Origin of the sequence: Mesorhizobium sp. B2-1-3A (assembly GCF_006442655.1) — a bacterium.
Classification (GTDB): domain Bacteria; phylum Pseudomonadota; class Alphaproteobacteria; order Rhizobiales; family Rhizobiaceae; genus Mesorhizobium.
In genome coordinates this window covers 110,417-129,377 of record NZ_VFWK01000006.1, presented here as the reverse complement: position 1 = coordinate 129,377, position 18,961 = coordinate 110,417, and the positions used below count along the sequence as shown (strand labels likewise).

The window sequence follows — 18,961 nt, the reverse complement described above, 5'->3', positions numbered from 1 at the left end:
TCCAATGGATGGGCGACGATTTCTCTGAAAAACCGGCGTTCTGGCATCTGGAGCGAGTTGTCGAAAGATGCCCGGACAAAACCGCGATCAGTGACGGCTCTACATCGCTCAGCTTTGCGGAATTGTTGAACGCAGTCCGAAACCTGGCGGGTGCGATCGCTGGTTCTGTCCCACCGGGCAAGGCGGTCGGGCTCCTTATCGGAAATACGTTGTGGTATCCGGTGGCCATGCTCGCCGCGATGCGCGCTGGCAGGCCCGCCGTGCCGTTAAATCCCCGGGATCCGTTTCAGCGTCTCGCTGCGATTGCCACCAGCGCGCGGCTGGCCGCGATCGTCAAGCCAGGACCAGGCAAGCCGGCAGGCTGGCCGGATGCCTCGCCCCTGGAATGGATCGATGCGGCAAGCTGCATGGCCGCAACGGAGGGCAGCTTGCCGGCGCTGCCGTCCGATCCGTCGGTCGATGCCCCGGCAATCGTTCTGTATACATCAGGCAGCACCGGGGCTCCGAAGGGCGTCGTGAACAGCCAACGGGCGATCCTTCACCGCGTCCAGCAATATGTAGATGCCTGCCACATCGGTCCTGACGATGTGTTCATGCCGCTGACAGGGCCGGCGACAATCGCGGGATGCCGCGAGATGATGACCCCCATGCTGTGTGGGGGCACATTGTATCTCCTGGACATCGAGAGCGCCGGCATTCGAGCCGCCCGCGACAATTTCCAGAAATGGCGGGTGACGGTCGCCTATCTAGTGCCCGCGCTGCTGCGTGTGCTGATGAATGGTTCCGCGTCCGACACATTCTCTTCACTGCGGATCGTGCGCGTTGGTGGAGAAAAGATCTTGTGGTCGGACATCGACCGGCTCCGCGCCAGCGTTCCCGAGTCCTGCTTTGTGCAGATCAGCTATTCGTCCACGGAAACAACAGGCACGCAGTGGTTCCTGCCGAGGGACTACCCGGAACAGGGCGCAACGGTCCCGGTTGGCTTCGTCCTCCCCGGCATCGAATACACGGTCGTGGGGGAAAACGCATGCGAGGTCGCTCCGGGGGACGAGGGCGAGTTGTTGATCAAAAGCAACTACACCACGCTGGGCTATTGGGTGGATGGGGAAAACGTCCCTCTTCAGGCAAGCTCCGCCGATCCCCAGCTTCGGATCTTCGCAACGGGTGATCTGGTCAAGGTCGACGACACTGGACGGATGTGGATCGTCGGGCGAAAGGGACGCCAGATAAAGATCAACGGAAGACGCGTCGAACCCGCCGAACTGGAACTCGTCCTGCGCCGCGCGCCTCAAGTGAATGATGCCGTTGCGGTGGTGACGGACGCGAACGAACTGGTGGCCTTCGTCGTCCCCGCGAGACCGGGCGGAAGCAAGTTCATTGCTGATTTGCGCGACTTGATCAGGACAGCCCTGCCCCCGGCGGTTCATCCAACACGTCTGCACAGTGTTGAGGAGATACCGCAGCTCAAGGGCGGCAAGGTCGACGGCGTCAAGTTGCGGGATCTGGATCGCGCGCTGAATGCGCAAGACGCCCAAAACGCGCAAGATGTCCGGCAGGCGACCGACCCGCTCGATATCGAAGGTGCCGCGGCCGCCGTATGGGAGAGGATACTCCCGGGTAAGAAAGCGGCTGGCAGCCACTGGGACGATGCCGGTGGCGATTCACTGAAGCTGCTGCAATTCGTCATGGAACTTGAGACAGCTTTGGGGCGTGAGCTCAACCTGGACGCGTTCACTGTCGGGATGAGCTTCGCAGATGTCGTCAGGGCAGCGTCTCCAGGGCAAGATGGAGGCAGCTCGCGTGTCGATGCCTCCGGCCCCAAGCCCATCCTGTTCATTGTGCCGGGATCGATCGGCTACGGTCCAAGTCTGGCGGCCTTCGGCGCCGAAATGGGCACTGTCGCCAAGGTTGTCGCGGTGCGCTACGGGGATCTCAACGATCTGCTCAAGGGCCATGACACAATACCGCGAATGGTGGATGCGGTCGTCGAGCAGATCAGCCAGGCCCAGCCAGAAGGCAATGTCAATCTGATCGGCTATTCGCTTGGCGGCGGTGTCGCGTTCGAGGCCGCCGCCAAACTTGTTGCCGCGGGTCGATCGGTCACGTTCCTGGGAATCCTCGACACCAACATCGGGCCAGGGCGGCACAACTACCGCGAAACCCTTGCACGCACCGCCCAGCGCATCCGCGCGCATAGGGTGACGGTGGATCGCATGACCTTGCGGGCGCTCGCAAAATTGTTTGCCCAATTTGGTGCCGAGGCTGTGCTGGCAAGGGGCATCGACTGGCTGAAGTGGAGGGCTTTTGCCAGGACGCGATTCATTCTGCGCCTCGAGCTCGAGGAAATCCTGCGCATGCGTGCATTTGGCCAGTGGCTCGCGCGACCGAAGCCCGCATTGCCGATTACCGCCACCCTGTTCCGGTGCAGGCGCACAGGCGTTCCGGCAGACCTTGGCTGGAGTGCTTTCGTTGCCGATCTGAGCATAGTCCCGATCGTGGGCGGACACCTCGACATGCTCATTGAACCCCATCTCAGCCATAACCGTCCATTGATAGAAAGGGCATTTCTGGTGCGCGGCACATAACAAATAGATGGCCGCGATGCGCGCTCCACTGTTCTGCGTGGAGCGCTAAATATCTTTGGTAATCAAATGCCTCGGAGCCAAGACAGCTATCCGACTTCGTAATGTTTTGTTTGCGATGATCAACGATTCTATCAAGGGGCGCCGGTATTTGATTTGTCTCTAAAGTATCCTTTCCACTAGGCAGGCGTGGGGCACCTACCGAATCGGACGAAGGATATTTGCATGACAACCCTCCACTATGCCTCGGGTGGGTCGGCCTCCCAGGTCGCAACCGCCGGATTCAACCTTGTCGACGTTTCATCCGTGGACGAACTCAACGCCCTGCCGGCCGGCACGAAAGGCCTGGTCTGGCTCGATGAAGCCAATGGGGCGACCTCGTCCTTTATCCAGAAAGTCACGCCCTTCATCGGCAATCCGAAGGTGTTTGGCTTCTTCCTCGTCGATGAGCCGGACCCAACCGGCAAATGGGGAACCTACGCCACCGCCGCGAATTTGAAGGCGGAATCCGACTGGATCCATTCGCATTTTCCAGGCGCCAAGACCTTCATAACCATGATGAACATGGGGTCTTCCGCAAACCCTGATTTTTCGAACACCTACAATCCTGCCAACACGCATATCGACTATTACGGGCTGGATCCCTATCCGGTGCGCACCGGAACAAGCACGGTCGACTACAACATGATCGACAGGACCGTGGCCGCGGCTGTCGCCTCGGGCATCCCGGTCAGCCAGATCGTTCCGGTTTACCAGACATTCGGGGGCGGCAGCTTCACGACCGACACGGGCGGCAAATACGTGCTTCCCTCCGTCGCCCAGGAGCAGACCATGCTGGACCACTGGTCCAAGCTGGTTCCGACCCCCGCTTTCGACTATGCCTATGCGTGGGGTTCCCAACAGGGTGACACGGCGCTTGGAAACTCGCCGGCGCTGCAGGCTCTTTTCCTCCAGCACAACCAGAGCGACGGCGGCACATCTTCAAGCGGCGGCAGCAGTTCATCCGGCGGCACCACCGTGACGCCGCCGCCCATCACCACGCCCGTGCCCCCGACGACCGGCACGCCCGTGCCCCCGACGACCAGCACGCCTTCGAGCAGCGATCACGTCTTCTACGGCACTGGCGGGGCGGACGTAATGCACGGCACCACCGGCGCCGACACGATGGCCGGTCGTGGCTACAACGACACCTATTATGTCAACAACGTCGGTGACAAGGTGGTGGAACTGAAGGGCGGCGGCAACGACACCGTGCTGGCATCGGTGAGTTATGCGTTGTCGGCCGGGTCGGAGATCGAACATCTCGCCACCACGAGCCGATCCGGCACAACCGCCATCAACCTCACCGGAAACGAGTTTTCCCAAACCATAGACGGCAATGCCGGCAACAACGTCATCAATGGCGGTGGCGGGCAAGACGTCCTGACCGGAAATGGGGGCAAGGACGTCTTCGTCTTCAATTCCGCCCTCAAGGCCAGCAATGTCGACAAGATCACAGACTTTAATGTGTACCAGGACAAGATCCAGCTCGACCACACCATATTTGCCGGCCTTCAAAAGGGCGCCCTTCCCACCTCGGCCTTCTTCGCCGGCGCGGGTGCTCACGACAGCAACGACCACATCATTTACAACAGCTCGACCGGCGCGCTCTCTTTCGACAGCGATGGCACAGGCAGAGCACATCAGATCCAGTTCGCTACCCTTTCTCCGCACCTATCGTTGACGGCATCCTCGTTCATCGTAACGTGAGCCTTGGGGACGTCAGACCCTGATCAAAAGGGTCTGACGTTTTCTTGAATGCACCTCGGCGGAACGAAATCGCTCCAATGAGCTTTTGTTCGTCATGAGCGCTCGCGGCATCGAATTCCTGCACAAATGGGTGGAGGAAAATGTTCCACCTTATTCGACGGCCGATCCGGCCCTCGCGGCGAAGCTCGCCGAACAGGCGACCGCGGACGCCATCAAGGCGGGGATTCGGCCTGAGGAAATCTCGGAAGAAGTCGGAAGCATGCTGACCACCATGCTTGAAGTCCTCGATCACCGTGACACCGAGTGATTGCTCATCCGGCTGCATCGGCAGCCGGCATCGGTGTGTGGGACCTGTATAGGGGGTTATCCTCGATCCCTTTGGACCAGGACACGCGCCTTCTCCGCGGCAGACCGCCTGATGGCATCGAGTACATGCATTCCCGCCACCGCGTCGCTGATTGGCCAGGACTGCTCGATCTGACCCCTTATGGCGCGCGCAAACTCGCGGACCTCTTCTTCATATTGGTTTGCCGGCGCAAAGCCGATGACTTCGACATCCCGGTCATAAATATCGTCACGCTTGCGCAGCTTGATGATCGTCTCTTGCTTTGCCGAGGGCCAGACGGCGACCGGGATTTCCATCCAGCCGTCCGTACCGATAACCATGATCCAGTGTGCCCATGCCTGCAGCAGGGCGCCGCTGAACAGAAGATTGCGGTTGTCGGGAAATTCGAGCAGGCCGGCGACAGCAATATCGACACCATCGGGCGCGAGCTTTTCGAATGTCGCGGTCGCGGCGATCGGCTCAGCCTCGAAGAGGAAGCGGGCTGCCGTTATCGGATAGACGCCAACGTCTCCCAAGGCACCTCCGCCGAGTTCCGGCTGGAACCTGATGTCCTGCGGATTGTCGTTGATCACACTGTAGGTAGCGTGGATCTGGGTGACGCGTCCGAGCCTGCCACTGCGGATGATTTCACGCGCGGCGAGCCATCGTGGATGATATCGGACCATGAAGGCCTCCGATATCTGCACACCCGTCTGCAGTTGAACCTCGGCCAGGCGCAGGGCGTCCGCCGCATCCAAGGCAAGTGGTTTCTCGCACAGGACGTGCTTGCCGGCCCTCGCCGCGGCAATTGCATCTTCGACGTGCCGATTGTTCGGCGTCGGGATATAGATTGCCTCGACCTCGTCGTCGTTCAGCAAGTCGGTAAAAGACGTATAGTGTTTCGAAATACCGAATTCCGAGGCGACGCGGGCCGCACGAGATCCGTCGCGTGAGGAGATGGCTACCACTTCACACTCCGGTACGGCTTTCATCGCCGGTATCACCCAGTCACGGGCGATCTTCGCTGTCGACACAATCCCGAAACGGACCGGCTTCATCGTCTTGCTCTCTCTTGCATCTGATGGATCACACGCTCGGGCGCAGGCGAACGAATGTGGACTTCGCCTGCATGAATTCCAGTAACCCGTCAGGACCGTTTTCCCTGCCGAGCCCGCTGGACTTGCTGCCGCCGAATGGCAGTTGGGGAACCGTCTCAAGATAGGTGTTGACGTAGACAAACCCGCTTTCAAGGGCACTGGAGACAGCCATTGCGGTGTCGAGGTTAGAGGTCCAGATGCCATTGGCCAGGCCGTAATGTGTCAGGTTGGCCAGCGCGACTGCTTCGGAAACATCCTTGAAAGTGGTGACCCCAAGCACCGGTCCGAATATCTCCTCGCTGAAGATCGTCATGTGCGGCTGGACGCCGGTGAATATGGTCGGTTCGACGAAATAGCCGTCGCGCAGTCCCGGGCTTGTCGGCGCTCCTCCGCCTGTCACGAGCGTTGCACCTTCCTCCCCGGCCTTTTCGATGTAATCGAGAACCTTCCGCTGATGCTGCGCATGAATCATCGGGCCGAGATCGGCATCGACGTCGTCAGGCGTACCAAGCTTCAGCGCCCTGGCCTTTTCGGCCAGCTTCGAGACAAACTCCGATGCAATAGTTTCCTGGACCAACAGCCTTCCGCCGGCGCAACACTCCTCACCCTGATTGATCGTGAAGGCAGCGAGCGCACCGGCGACCGCCGCGTCGAGATGCGCGTCGGCGAACACGATGTTGGCGCCCTTGCCGCCGAGTTCAAGCGCCACTTTCTTCAGCGACTGGCCGGCAAGGCTGGCGATCTTGCGCCCAACGGCGGTGGACCCCGTGAAGGAGATCATGTCGATGTCCGGATGCAGGCACATGCCCTGGCCAACCACCTCGCCCGTGCCGGGCAGGACCGCAAGGACTCCGTCGGGGATTCCAGCCTGCTTGGCCAATCGCGCATATTCGATCGCCGTGCCCGCTGTGAGCTCCGAAGGCTTGATCACGACGCAACATCCCGCAACGAGGGCGTAGGGCAACTTCTGAAACAGGGTCACCGTCGGAAAATTCCAGGGAAGAATCATGCCGATGACGGGAAGTGGCTCGTAAGTCACAAGGCCCAGTTTCTCGGCACCCTCGTGATTGACGACACGGCCGGGAATGCTCCAGGCGAGCGACGCGGCATAGCGCAGCAACTCCACCGACCACTCGATCTCGCCCTTGGCGGCAGCGATCGTCTTCCCTGCTTCATCAGCCTCGATGCGGCTGAGCGTTACGAGATTCTCAAGGATGAGATCGGCCCAACGCAGCAGGATCTTCCCGCGCTCGCTTGCCGCAAGCCCCTTCCATCCGCCTTTCCTGAACGTCTCCTTGGCGAGAACGACCGCACGGTCGAGTTCTGTTGTCCCGGCGAGATGAACTCTGGCGACGCTTTGGCCTGTGGAAGGCGAATTTCTCTCGAAGAGAGCGCTTCCCGCGGGCAACTCGGCAGCCCCATTGATCCAGATGCCGTATTCACGTTTGGTCATTTCAGAATCCCGACGAAGATCGGCAAGGCAGGAGACGCTTCGCATCCCGCGGCTTCAGGTCAGTCATGCAGCTCTTTGGAGATCGGTGGCCCGACCACGAAGTCAGCGAAAGCCACCTCGAACCCCGCACGTTGCGGAGAGCAGCACATCATGCCGACGTCCACCCGGTCGGATGGCGGGAAATAGCCGAGCCTTACCGGCTTCCAGCTGTTGTCGGCGGAATCCAGATACTGAACGCGAACCGCTTCGCGATGCCGGGTGAGGCGGATCCTCACGCCCGCCGGATCCGTCGGAATGGCAACCAGGGACCAGTCCGAGACATCGTTTGTGATAACGACGGAAAAGTACATCCGCCCGTCGGTAAACTCGATTCCGGCTTTCACCCAATGTGTTTCGCCGAGCCGCATCATCAGGCCGGCCTGATCGTAGAGGGCTTCATATTCACCCTTGATCGTCACCTCGGCGGTGAAATCCCCGGTGACGCTGCGATACAGAAAATGGCCGTTGTCGCGCCAGAAACCGTAAAAGGTTTCCCTCCAGAAGTCGGTTTCGTGGCCTGTGGTGACACGAAGGAGACCGCCGTCGTTTGTGTATCGCGGTGGCTCGTTGAGCCATTTCAACTGTTCTTCCGCCATCTTCCCACCTTCCCATTCGTTTGCGCCTGTGGCGCCGAGACACTCAGCCAATGCCTGGGCCACAAGGGTGCCTGTCGATCAATTGAACCAGGTGTCGGATAGGCGGTAGCCTTCAGGGAACGGATCCTCGGGATCCACGCCGTAATGGCTCACACCCGTCAACCAGGCGCGACCAGAGACCTGCGGAATGACCGCCGGCACATCACCTGCCCTGGTTTCTGCGATGATCTCGCAGTCGAAAACCGTGTCGAGAATGGACAGGTGCCTGAATTTCTCACCGACAGCGAGATCGCCACGCGCATGAAGAAGCGCCATGCGCGCCGAGGTGCCTGTCCCGCATGGGCAGCGATCGAGCCGCCCGGGCGACACGACGACCGCGTTCTTGGATGTCTTGACGCCGTTGATGACCTCCATCGGGCCAGCAAATTCGGTCTGATTGATCGTATGGATGAGCGGATTTTCGGGATGGATCGACGGCAGCTGGATGGCCGCCGCCGCCTTGATCCGCTCGCCGATCTCGACAAGCTGCCTGGCCTCGCCGCGCGCGAGCGTCAGGTCCAGATCCGCCGAATTCACGATGCAGTAGATCATGCCGCCATACGCGACATCGACCCGCAGCGAACCAAGTCCCGGAACTTCGATCATGCTGTCGCGATGCATGACGAAGGAGGGGATATTGCGAAAGGTAATGCTCCGGCACTTGCCTGCCCGGCATTCGGCGATCACGTCCACCAACCCCGCGGGCGTGTCGACCCGCACGATCGTCTGAGGTTCCTTCATGGGAATCATTCCGGCCTCGAGCGCGACGGTCACCGTGCAGATCAGATTCGAGCCCGACATCGGCACGAAGTAATCGGACTCCATGACGATCATGCCGATGTCGGCATCAGGATGGATTGGCGGCGTGATGAGGTTGACGGCGGCATTCACGCTGCCCCTCGGATCGAACAGCAGCATGTTCCTGAGCCATGAGCTGTCGCGCTCCAGATTCTCCATCCTTTCGAACATCGTCGCCCCGCGCGGGGGGAGAATGCCACCCGTGATGACCCGGCCGACCTCACCTTCGGCGTGTGCGCCAACGACAGTTATAACGCGATCCAACTGCATGCTCGACTCCAGTGGCTTCTATATCCAATATCCAATATTTATTGAGAGCAAGCAATAGCCAATGGCGGCTTCGCGCAAAAATTACAAACCAACGATCAGGAGTTTTCGAAATCCGGCAGCGCCTGCAGGCCCGCCATCACGTCGTCACGAGCGTCCTCGATGTGCTTCCTGAGAAGCTTCTGCGCCAGGGTCTGATTGCCTTCGGCGAATGCAACCGCCAGCGCCTTGTGGTCTTCCAGCGCTTTGGTCTGCGCCGATCGGGCATCGATCTGCAGACGGAGATATCTGTCGGCGGAATTGTAAAGCGATGACAAAAGAGCGAGAGACCGCGGCCGCCTTGCGGAACGGGACATCGCCTTGTGAAACGACCAGTTGAGTTCACTGAGCTTCGCCGGCGATTCCTTTGCCTCCACCCCCTTGGTATAGTCATCCAGGGCGCGTCGCACATGCTCGACGTCAACCTCAGTTGCCCGTTCGATCGCCTTCTTCAGGATGAACGGCTCAAGCGCGAGGCGTGCTTCGAAGATATCGATCGCATCATCCACGGTCAGCGACGCGACAACCGCGCCCTTATGGGTGTGAATGACGACAAGTCCCTCCGCTTCGAGTTGAAGAAGAGCTTCGCGGATCGGGATGCGGCTGACCCCGGCTTCTTCGGCGATCGCTTCCTGCCTGATTTGCTGACCGCCTTTGTAGAACCCGGATATGATCCTGTCGCGGATCAGGTCAACGACCGAAGACGTGACGGTTCGGCGCTTGATGGCGACAGACGGATCCATTTATGACCTATCAGGAAAATTCCAAGCATATTGAATATAGGATATAGAATTGTAACGCTAGTGCAGCGCTCCGTACTGCACGTCCAAATGGATGTCAGGATGACGTCCGGGCAAGCGGCAGAACGGTCGCACTGTCCTTACGCCACGAGACATGGACCTTGTCGCCCGCCGCCGGAAGGGCCGCACCAGGCATGTTTTGAACCTGAACCCGGAATTTCTGGCCGGCCCGGCTGACCAGATGGAAGAAAGAGCGACTGCCTGAAAAGATCACGTCGGCAACTTCGGCGTCCATCGCATAGTCAAGCTGCGCATCGGATTGCCGGAAGGACATCGCTTCCGGCCGGACGGACATTACGGCGGCGTCATTCTCAGACACCGGGACATCGTTCGAAACCACATCAAACGGTCCGTCCCTGGTTTCCAGCGAAAGCCGCCCGATGCCAGACCCAGTCAGTTTTCCCTCGAACAGATTTGTTTCGCCAAGAAATTTTGCCGCAAACAGGGATCTTGGGCGAAAGTACATGTCCTGAGGTCTGTCGACCTGAACGATCCGGCCGTGATCGATCAGCACAACCCGGTCCGAAAGGATCATCGCTTCATCCTGATCGTGCGTGACATAAACGAACGTTGCGCCGGTCTCCAATTGGATTCGTTTCATTTCTCCGAGCATATGTTGGCGAATCTTGAGGTCGAGCGCGGCCAAAGGCTCGTCGAGCAGCAGAACCCGGGGGCCATTCACCAGGGCTCGGGCCAGCGCCACCCGCTGGCATTGGCCACCGCTGAGCTCGCCGATGAAACGATGCGAAAGGCTTTCCATCTGCACGGTCCTGAGCATCGCCTGGACTCTTTTGCGGCGTTCGTCCTTCTCGACACCTTTGACCTTGAGGCCGTATGCGACATTGTCGAAGACGTCCAGATGAGGGAACAGCGCGTAGCGCTGGAAGACCATGTTCACCGGCCGCTTTTCCGGGGGCAACGCAGCGACGTCCTTGCCGTCGATCTTCAGAGTGCCGGATGTGAGGGCCTCGAAGCCGGCGATGATGCGCATCAAGGTGGTTTTGCCGCAGCCGCTCGGGCCGAGCAAGGTCACGATCTCCCCCTCGTTTATCGTGAGATTGATGTCGGTCAGGGCCTGAAAGAGGCCGAACTGTTTTTGACCGTTCGACAGTTCAATCAACGGTGCTTCTGTTGAAATTCCAGTGTTCATTTGTAGCCTCAAGAGGACGCGCGTTCTGACAGGGCCGATGCTCGCTTGAACCGCCCGACGAGGAAGCCGATCGCCATGACGGCGATCGAGAACAAAAGGGCGAGCGTCGAGACCGAGTTGATCAGTGGCGTGACCGTGCGGCGCATCATCGACCAGATGTACATGGGCAAGGTGGTTTCGGTGCCGGCAACAAATGACGTGACGACGAACTCGTCAAACGACAGGGCAAAGCTCAGGATCGCACAGGAGATCAAGGTCGGCGCGATCAGCGGAAGCGTTACCCTCCTGAATGTCCCGATCTGCGAGGCGCCAAGGTCACGGGAGGCCTCTTCGAGTGTTCGATCGAACAGCGCAAGCCGGGCCCGCATGGCGATCATGAGCATCGGCACGGATAGAACGACGTGGGAAACGACGATCGTGACCGTCGAAAGACGGACGCCCAGTTGCGCGGCCAAGACGAGCAAAGAGACACCCAGGAAGAGACCAGGCAGGGCGATCGGGGTGATGCACAGGATTTCGAGAACGCTTCGGCCAATCCTGCCTAGCCGCAGCCAGGCAAGGGACGCGGCCGTGCCAAGGACAAGGGTGACGATGGCTGTTGCCGTGGCGATCATCAGGCTTTTGACAAGAGCCTGGCCAAGCTGCGGATCCTCGAAGATCAGCGCGTACCATCTCAGACTGTAACCGTTGATGGGAAAGGAAAACGATTGCTCCGCATTGAAGCTGAACAAGACGATTACGACGAGCGGAATCAGGAGATATGCCAAGGTCGCGTAGACGACCGCCTTCAGCAACATCACGCAACCTCATTGGCAGGTTTGGTCTTACGCTTGGCCGGAATGAGTCCCGTGAGGCGGCCCAGGGCAAGCACGAGTGCATAGATGACCAGCGATACAAGGAACATGAGAAAGGCCTGGGCGGCCCCGAGCGGCCAATTGCCGGTCTTTCGGAATTGATCCGCGATAAGAAGGCCGGTCGTTTGGCCCGAGGATCCGCCCACCATCTGCGGCGTGACGTAATCACCTGCCACAAGGATGAATGTCAGCATGAAGGCGCCGATAAGGCCTTGCGCGGCGTTGGGAGCGACAACCCGGAAGAAGGCCCCCAAAGCCGATGTGCCGAGATCCCGCGATGCCTCGATAAGTTCCGCCTTGATCTCGCTCATCGCCGAAACGACCATCAGAATCGCGAATGGCAGATAGATGTGGGTCAGCGTTATCGCGACCGCAAATGGGCTGAACAGGAACGCTTGGACCGGTGTGTCGACGATCCCGAGTTGAAGCAACACCGCGTTGAGCAGGCCATTGGTGCCAAGCAATGTGCGCCAGGCGTAGATTCTGACGAGGTAGCTGGAGAACCACGTGACGAGAACGAGATAGAAGATGATCTTCGATCTGGCGACGTAGGTCAGGTAATATCCAACAGGGATCGATAGACAGAGCGTTACGGACGCGGTGACCAGACCGATTACGATTGCGTTGTAGGTCACTCGCAGGAAGAGCGGCGATCGTAGCGCCGATATGTAATTGGTCAGCACAAAGTCTGGAACGATGCGGAAGCCGGATGACATCCAGAAACTATAGGAGAACAGCAATATAGCGGGCACCACGAAGAACAACAGCATGTAGATTGCCGCCGGCGCGGCCAGAACGCCTCCGGTTCTTTGTGATGGAGTCATCGCAATTCCTTTGACGAGAAAGCGCAAGAGCCGGTCTCGCCGACCGGCCCCGACGACTGGTTACGGTGGATTACAAGCCTGCCTTGAATTCCTGCCAGGCCTGGACCCAGTCCGCATAGGTCGCGTGCTCGCCATCATCGTCGACGGGGGGAATACCCGGCAAGCCAGACGCGAATATTTCGTTGATCTTCGAATAGTCGATCCGCTTGCGGGCGTCGGCATCCAGAAGCTCGACGGCCTTCTTCGAGACCGGCGCCTGTACGACCGCCGTCGCGACCTTGGCCTGGATCTGAGGATCGAGAGACTGGTTGATGAACGCGTGCGCGGTATCGATGTTGTCGGCCGATATGGGAATGAACCAAGCGTCGACCCATAGCACCGGGCCTTCCTCGGGGATCGCCATTTCGAGCGGCACGCCTTGCGCGCGCACCTGCGTGATGATTGACGGATCCGCCACAAGAACCGCCGCGACTTCCTTCGACGCCACGAAATTCGCAACATCGCCCTGATTGATCGAGATCAGGCGTGCCTGGTTTCGATACAGGACGTAGTTCTCGAACGCCTTAGCTAACTCCTCGCGGGTCAGCAGAGGATACTTGTCTCCCAGGCCGACCAGGCGGGCGATCAACGGCCAGTTGCCCGTCGCATCGTCCATTATCGCGATCTTCCCTTTCAGGCTCGGGTCCAGCAGATCCTTGTAGGACGCGGGTTTTTTGATCATGTCGGAGTTATAGAGGAGGGTGTTGAAGCCCCATATGTAGGGCGACCCCCAATGCTTGCCGTCCGAGAACCATGTCGGCTTGTCAAAGAATACGTCAAAGAGATTGTCCGCGTTGTAGTTCGGTATCTTGGACATATCGATTGGCGAAACGATCTTCATGTCCTTGATATAAAGCTTGCTGTAGGCCTGATTATATTCGGCAAGATCGATGGGAGGAGGATTGCCGGCAATGAATTTGGCCTGGACATCGTCCTGAGACGCTATCGAGGAGGTTTCCGCGGTGACACCATTGGTCGACCGCCACTCCCGCAGCTCATTCGTCATGTCGTAGCCTTCCCACGCCATGATCTGCAATGAGCCGCCAACCGCCGCACGGGCTGGCGTTACGAACAGTCGCCCGGTCGACACTCCAAGGCCGGCCCCTGCCAGGCCGAGCAGCGCGGTACGTCGGGTGAGCTGGATTGTTTCAAGCATAGACGTCTTCGGTTCTTTCGCCATGTCATTCCCCTTTCGTGTTGGTTCACTCACTCTTTTATAATGGATATTGGATATAATAAATTCGCAGTCAAATCATTTGTGAAGCATGGCGTGGGCCAGGCAGTCCGGCTCCGCGGGCGATCGCCCTCCTGTGGATTTCAGCCCAAGCGCTTCTCGTCGGCGTAGTGCGCCACTTGCGGTGGCAGCGCCTGGCGACCTCGCACGCGATCGACCATCTTCTCGGCGATCATCATTGTCGGGCAGTGGAGGTTGCCGTTGGGAATGCGCGGCATGACCGAAGCGTCGATCACCCGGAGGCGTTCGACACCATGGACCCGACCTTCGTCATCAACGACAGCCATGTCGTCATTGCCCATCCGGCAACTCGAGCACGGATGGTATTGCGTCCCCATATTCTCCTTGAGCCAAGAGAAGACCTCTTCGTCGGATTTCTTGCGCAGGCCGGGGACGATGGCTTCGCCGCGGATGCTATCCCAACCCCTTTGTTGGATGATCTCGTCGGTATGACGAACCCCGTCGATCAGATTCCGCCTGTCCTGCTGCTGCTGGAGATAGTTCAACACGATTGACGGGTGCAGCCTCGGGTCAGCCGATTTGAGCGTCACCGCTCCTCGGCTTTCCGGCCGGCCAAGGCACACCTGATATTGGAATCCTTCCTCGATGTTGACCTTTCCATGCATCAGTTCGCCGAGCATCGGCAGGAACTCGTGCTGGATGTTGGCATACTCGACGGAATCGCTGCTTTTGAAGAAGGAGCCTACTTCCCACAGATTGGTAATGCCCAAGCCCTTTCTGAAGAACAGCCATTGTGCGCCGATGAACGCCATCTTGATGAGGTTCATGTCGACCGCCGGAGACACGCCTCGATGCGAGGCACGGTACTTGACGGATACGGCGACATGATCCTGCAAGCCTTTTCCCACACCGGGAACGTCAGCCACGCCCTTGATGCCGTACGCGGCAAGTTCCGCGGCGGGACCAACACCGGAAAGGAGAAGCACATGCGGCGAGTTGAAGGCGCCACCGCACAGGATAACCTCGCGCTCGGCTTCAACTGACTGAACCACGCCATCCTTCTCGAATGTGACACCGACAGCTTTCCGCCCACTGAAATCGACCTTGTGAACCAGGGCGTTCAAAAGCAGCTCGACATTGCCGCGCTTGATGGCTGGGCGAAGATAGGCTCTGCCCCCACTCGCGCGGATGCCATTGTCGATGTTGGCCTGATAGGCGTGGACGCCTTCCTGGCGATAGGCGTTGTAGTCTTCGCTCAACGGGTGCCCGGCCTGTTGCCCGGCTTCCAGGAACGCACGGAAGGGCTCGAGCTCGGCCTTCAGCGTCGTGATCCGTATTGGCCCCTGCCCGCCCCTGTATTCATTGCCTCCCTTGTCATACGATTCCAGTTTCTTGAAATAGGGAAGGCAGTGGGCATAGGACCAGTTGGGCAGACCATTTTCCGCCCAGCGGTCGAAGTCGCGTGGATTTCCCCGCACATAGACCATGCCATTCAGGGATCCCGAGCCGCCAAGCATCTTGCCGCGAAGATGGGTGACCATGCGGCCATCGAGAGCCGCCTCGGGCCCCGTTTCGAATTCCCACGTCCGCTTTTTGTCAGTCAGCGGATAGGACATTGCGGCGGGCATGCGAACATAGATTGAATTGTCGTGCGGCCCCGCCTCGAGGACGAGAACATTTACATTACGGTCCTCGCCGAGCCGGGCGGCGACAATGGAACCGGCCGCTCCAGATCCCACGACAATATAATCGTATTTCTTCGAACGCACCTGGCTCACTCCGGCTTCAGAATTCGGCGATAAACCGGCGGACAAGCTAGTGCCACTGTCCGCCGGTTCTTCTCAATATGACGATCCGAAGATCATGATGATGATCCAGAGATCATGCGGCCTGCGGCAGCGAGTAGTTTTCGAGCTGCTTGATCGCGTCCTTGATTGTACGCGTCACGAATTCCCGCTCGTCGCCAACGAGCGGCAGGCGCGGTCCACGCACCCACTCGGGCGCGCCATAGACCAGGCTCTCGGAGAGCTTGATGTACTGGACGAGCTTCACGTGAGTATCGAGATGGAAAGCCGGCGTCAGCAACCTGTAAAGCTGCAGCGCCTCATCCTTGCGCCCCTGGTTGCAAAGGTTGAACAGCGTGACGCATTCCTTGGGCCATACATTTGTCATGCCCGACACCCAGCCGACCGCACCGAGGGCGACGCTCTCGACGACCTGATCGTCGACGCCACAGAAAATCTGATACCGATTGCCGAGCGCGACATACATGTCGGTCACGCGACGGACATCGCCGGTCTCTTCCTTGACGGCTACGATGGTCGGCGAGTCGGCCAGTTCCTGCAAAACCCGAGGGGTAACGTCGACACCGTAGGCGATCGGATTGTTGTATATCATGATCGGTAGCCCACTGGCCCTGGCAAGGCTCTTGTACCATTCGGCTGTCTCTCGAGCATCGGACTTGTACCCAAGGGTGGGGAACGCCATCAGGCCCTCCACACCAAGTTTCTCGAATTCGCGGGCACGAGAATTGGCGTCGGCCTGGGTGATCTCGGCAAGTCCGGACAGAACTGGAACCCGCCCGCCAGCCGCTTCCTGCGCGCTGCGGATGACGAGTTCCTTCTCGGAAGGAGTGAGGCAGGCATTTTCGCCGAGCATCGGCAAAACGATCACGCCCGAAACCCCGTTGGTGATCAGCCTGTCAATGGCAGACTGATTAGCCTGCACATTGATCGAGCCGTCCTGATTCAGCTTGGTGGTTACGGCGGGAAACACCCCAGTCCAGTTGTTCATTTTTTCCTCTTGCGTTCGATGGCATACCTTACGCCATCACTATATCCAATCTACAATATCCAATATTTCGAGTCTAGCCCTGACCTTCCCGGCAATTCGAAAACCCTGGACGAAAAGCTCAACTCCGTTTCGGAATGGAGTGGCCTACGCCTCCCGCAGAAAGTGACGGAGCACGTTGCCCGTCAGCGTCGCGACGTTGTTGTCGTAGTTGTCGTAGGCAAGCGATCCGGCCCAACAGATCGACCCGACGGAGAATATCCCGCCACCAGCACCGGTTTCGATGAAGACGACATCGGACCTGACATTCGGGTTGTTCGGTCCGCTGACATTTGGCTCGACCTGCGTGACGGACTCGAGGAACGGATAGTAGGTATCGTTGTGCCGCGAGCTCAGGATCACGCGGGCATTGCCCGGCGTCCCGGCGGCGAAGTCAGCGCTGTCCAACTCGTCGCCCGCGGCGCCCCCGAGGACATAGCCAAAGTCACCGATCATCTCATCGCCGATGCCCTCGAACATGAAGGCGAGGTCGGGACTGTACGAGTCCTGCGTGCGAGAATAGCCCGAAGCGGTGCCCCAACCGACGCCGGCCGATGCGACGCCGAAAAACAGGCGGCTGCTTTGACCTCGGTGCGAATAGAGGCCTCCGATCTCTCCGGTCGTGGTATGCATCAACTCAGCCGGATGAGACGTCCAGTTGCGCTCACCCGAATAGCCGCGCCGGCACTCCAGCGTCATGGTGTCGTCGCCGTCATAGCTCGTCACCCAATACCAGCCATTGCCGCCGAGATACATGAGGCTCCCGCCCTGTCCGGCATAGGCCTTCAGCGCATCCATCTCCAGCGATGTCGGATATTCCGGGTGAGATCCCGAGACAACGACATCATAGCGGGCCAGCAGTTCCAGGCCCATGCGATGCAGGTCCTCGTCCGTCGCCACGTCGAAACCGACGCCGGATCTCTCCAGCCAGCCGGTGATGTAAAAGTCCGCCGCGAAATGCCGGCGCGCGGCGTTGAGCCAGGTGATGTAGTTGGGCGAAAAATTGACGACAGGCCGCTTCCACGAGGAGTGCATGACCCCGCTGCCATCCGCATGCCGATCGTAAATCGAAAGCCCCAGTTCGGGGTGCGTATGAACGAAAACATCCGTCTCATTGAGCTGGATCTTGTCGCGCATGCGCTTTTGGTGAGCCTCGCCGCGTTCACCGTATCCCAGATGCTCGTTGGCATAGGCGAGATAGGTGTTCGTGGGCGCCAGAAACAGGACCTTGTTTTTGGATCGCTCGGTCGGCTGGATGTAGAAGGGCAGATGCTCGACCTGGTCGCCCTGTGTGAGCTTGGCGGCATAAATGCCGCTCGGCGTCGCCTCGGGAAACGTGGCACTGAAGTCAGTTTCCCATCGTGCATCGTTCAGATCATCCTCATGGAAATGGATGGCGGACCACTCGGATGGATTTTCCTGATAGCGGACCTTCGTTCCTTTCCACAGATGCCCCCGAACCCCGCGTGCCGGCCGATTGACAAGCGTTCCATGCAGGTCGTTGCCTGAAACATCGGTGACGATAAGTGTGTCGATCCCCATCGCAAAGTCCCATGACGCGATCGGCCTTCCCCCCTCTCCGGGTGCGGACAACACGGAGGGATTGTCGATCCGGCCGTTGAACCGGTCCACCGGGCGGTCGCGCTCATCCAGGTTTGAACCGATGAGAATGCGATCGACTCGGGCGGGCTCCGGCGTATCCGGCAATGCGAGAAATCGCGTTTGCCCAAAGCGTTGCGATGGCCATAGTCCATCGACGGCAAACTCAAGGGCAATGCCGCGATCGCTGCGCCCGCCCTTGATATGGATCCACTTCCCCACGTGGTCATCGAGGTTCATGGAAAGAACCTTGGCGTCGTCTCCCCAGCCGACGCGCAATTCAAGCTGGTCCCTCGCGATGACGAGAGACCAGGAAGCCGTGGTCCGGTCGGTGGCGACAGCCAGGATTGTCTGGCGCTCGCGATCCTTGAGAGTTGGCTGGACCCAGACCTCGAAACCAAAAGTCGAGATCACCGGGGAAAACGTTGGCACCACGATCGCGTACGAACCCGGATCAAGGTCCTGAAGCCGCCCCTCGTAGAAACCGGCCGCCGCGTTGACAATCCTTTCTTCTCTCACTGATTGGTCATCGCCATTGATGGCTACGCCATGCAGCCGAACAAACTCGACCGAATATGGCGCTTGGGCCGCACTGACCTTGAAATCGATCGTACCACCCGGCTGGATGCTCACATGACTTGCATACCCCAGAATTTTCACCGTGTTTCCTCGAAATACACTGCTGCA

General features: G+C 59.2%; 15 protein-coding genes. 3 read left to right on the top strand and 12 right to left on the bottom strand.

Annotation, left to right across the window (positions count from 1 at the left end):
- The first annotated feature begins 8 nt into the window (after positions 1 to 8).
- The 3 genes from FJ977_RS25130 to FJ977_RS25120 all read left to right on the top strand — a co-directional run bounded on the left by FJ977_RS25130 (position 9) and on the right by FJ977_RS25120 (position 4,638).
- Entirely contained in the window at positions 9 to 2,585 is a 2,577-nt protein-coding gene (locus FJ977_RS25130; RefSeq protein WP_246683329.1) for an AMP-binding protein, read from the top strand.
- 222 nt (positions 2,586 to 2,807) lie between these two features.
- Entirely contained in the window at positions 2,808 to 4,331 is a 1,524-nt protein-coding gene (locus tag FJ977_RS25125) for a calcium-binding protein (RefSeq protein WP_140774869.1), read from the top strand.
- 94 nt (positions 4,332 to 4,425) lie between these two features.
- Positions 4,426 to 4,638 (top strand): DUF768 domain-containing protein, encoded by a 213-nt coding sequence (locus FJ977_RS25120; protein WP_140774868.1) that lies wholly within the window; start codon positions 4,426 to 4,428, stop codon positions 4,636 to 4,638.
- Between the two features lie 56 nt (positions 4,639 to 4,694).
- Here FJ977_RS25120 and FJ977_RS25115 read toward each other — a convergent pair whose 3' ends face one another.
- The 12 genes from FJ977_RS25115 to FJ977_RS25060 all read right to left on the bottom strand — a co-directional run bounded on the left by FJ977_RS25115 (position 4,695) and on the right by FJ977_RS25060 (position 18,934).
- A complete protein-coding gene (locus FJ977_RS25115) occupies positions 4,695 to 5,714 on the bottom strand; it encodes a Gfo/Idh/MocA family oxidoreductase (protein ID WP_140774867.1) in 1,020 nt (339 codons plus the stop codon).
- Between the two features lie 28 nt (positions 5,715 to 5,742).
- Positions 5,743 to 7,206: an aldehyde dehydrogenase family protein gene (locus tag FJ977_RS25110; RefSeq protein ID WP_140774866.1), complete on the bottom strand. Its 1,464-nt coding sequence runs from the start codon at positions 7,204 to 7,206 to the stop codon at positions 5,743 to 5,745.
- A 59-nt stretch (positions 7,207 to 7,265) separates the two neighbouring features.
- A complete protein-coding gene (locus FJ977_RS25105) occupies positions 7,266 to 7,841 on the bottom strand; it encodes a DUF1349 domain-containing protein (RefSeq protein WP_140774865.1) in 576 nt (191 codons plus the stop codon).
- 78 nt (positions 7,842 to 7,919) lie between these two features.
- Positions 7,920 to 8,948: a proline racemase family protein gene (locus tag FJ977_RS25100; RefSeq protein WP_140774864.1), complete on the bottom strand. Its 1,029-nt coding sequence runs from the start codon at positions 8,946 to 8,948 to the stop codon at positions 7,920 to 7,922.
- Positions 8,949 to 9,043: 95 nt separating this feature from the next.
- Positions 9,044 to 9,727 (bottom strand): GntR family transcriptional regulator, encoded by a 684-nt coding sequence (locus FJ977_RS25095; protein WP_140774863.1) that lies wholly within the window; start codon positions 9,725 to 9,727, stop codon positions 9,044 to 9,046.
- 94 nt (positions 9,728 to 9,821) lie between these two features.
- The gene (locus FJ977_RS25090; RefSeq protein WP_140774862.1) at positions 9,822 to 10,934 is read right to left on the bottom strand and encodes an ABC transporter ATP-binding protein; all 1,113 of its coding nucleotides are present in this window, start codon (positions 10,932 to 10,934) and stop codon (positions 9,822 to 9,824) included.
- 8 nt (positions 10,935 to 10,942) lie between these two features.
- Complete coding sequence (locus tag FJ977_RS25085) at positions 10,943 to 11,731, bottom strand: ABC transporter permease (RefSeq protein ID WP_140774861.1); 789 nt, start codon at positions 11,729 to 11,731, stop codon at positions 10,943 to 10,945.
- A complete protein-coding gene (locus FJ977_RS25080; RefSeq protein ID WP_244735240.1) occupies positions 11,731 to 12,639 on the bottom strand; it encodes an ABC transporter permease in 909 nt (302 codons plus the stop codon). The genes FJ977_RS25085 and FJ977_RS25080 overlap by 1 nt, the downstream gene beginning before the upstream one ends.
- A 43-nt stretch (positions 12,640 to 12,682) precedes the next feature.
- Entirely contained in the window at positions 12,683 to 13,831 is a 1,149-nt protein-coding gene (locus FJ977_RS25075; RefSeq protein ID WP_140774860.1) for a PotD/PotF family extracellular solute-binding protein, read from the bottom strand.
- A gap of 137 nt (positions 13,832 to 13,968) precedes the next feature.
- Positions 13,969 to 15,615: a choline dehydrogenase gene (locus FJ977_RS25070; RefSeq protein WP_140774859.1), complete on the bottom strand. Its 1,647-nt coding sequence runs from the start codon at positions 15,613 to 15,615 to the stop codon at positions 13,969 to 13,971.
- A gap of 112 nt (positions 15,616 to 15,727) precedes the next feature.
- A complete protein-coding gene (locus FJ977_RS25065) occupies positions 15,728 to 16,639 on the bottom strand; it encodes a dihydrodipicolinate synthase family protein (protein WP_140774858.1) in 912 nt (303 codons plus the stop codon).
- Positions 16,640 to 16,783: 144 nt separating this feature from the next.
- Positions 16,784 to 18,934 (bottom strand): N,N-dimethylformamidase beta subunit family domain-containing protein, encoded by a 2,151-nt coding sequence (locus FJ977_RS25060; protein WP_140774857.1) that lies wholly within the window; start codon positions 18,932 to 18,934, stop codon positions 16,784 to 16,786.
- Positions 18,935 to 18,961 lie beyond the last annotated feature (27 nt).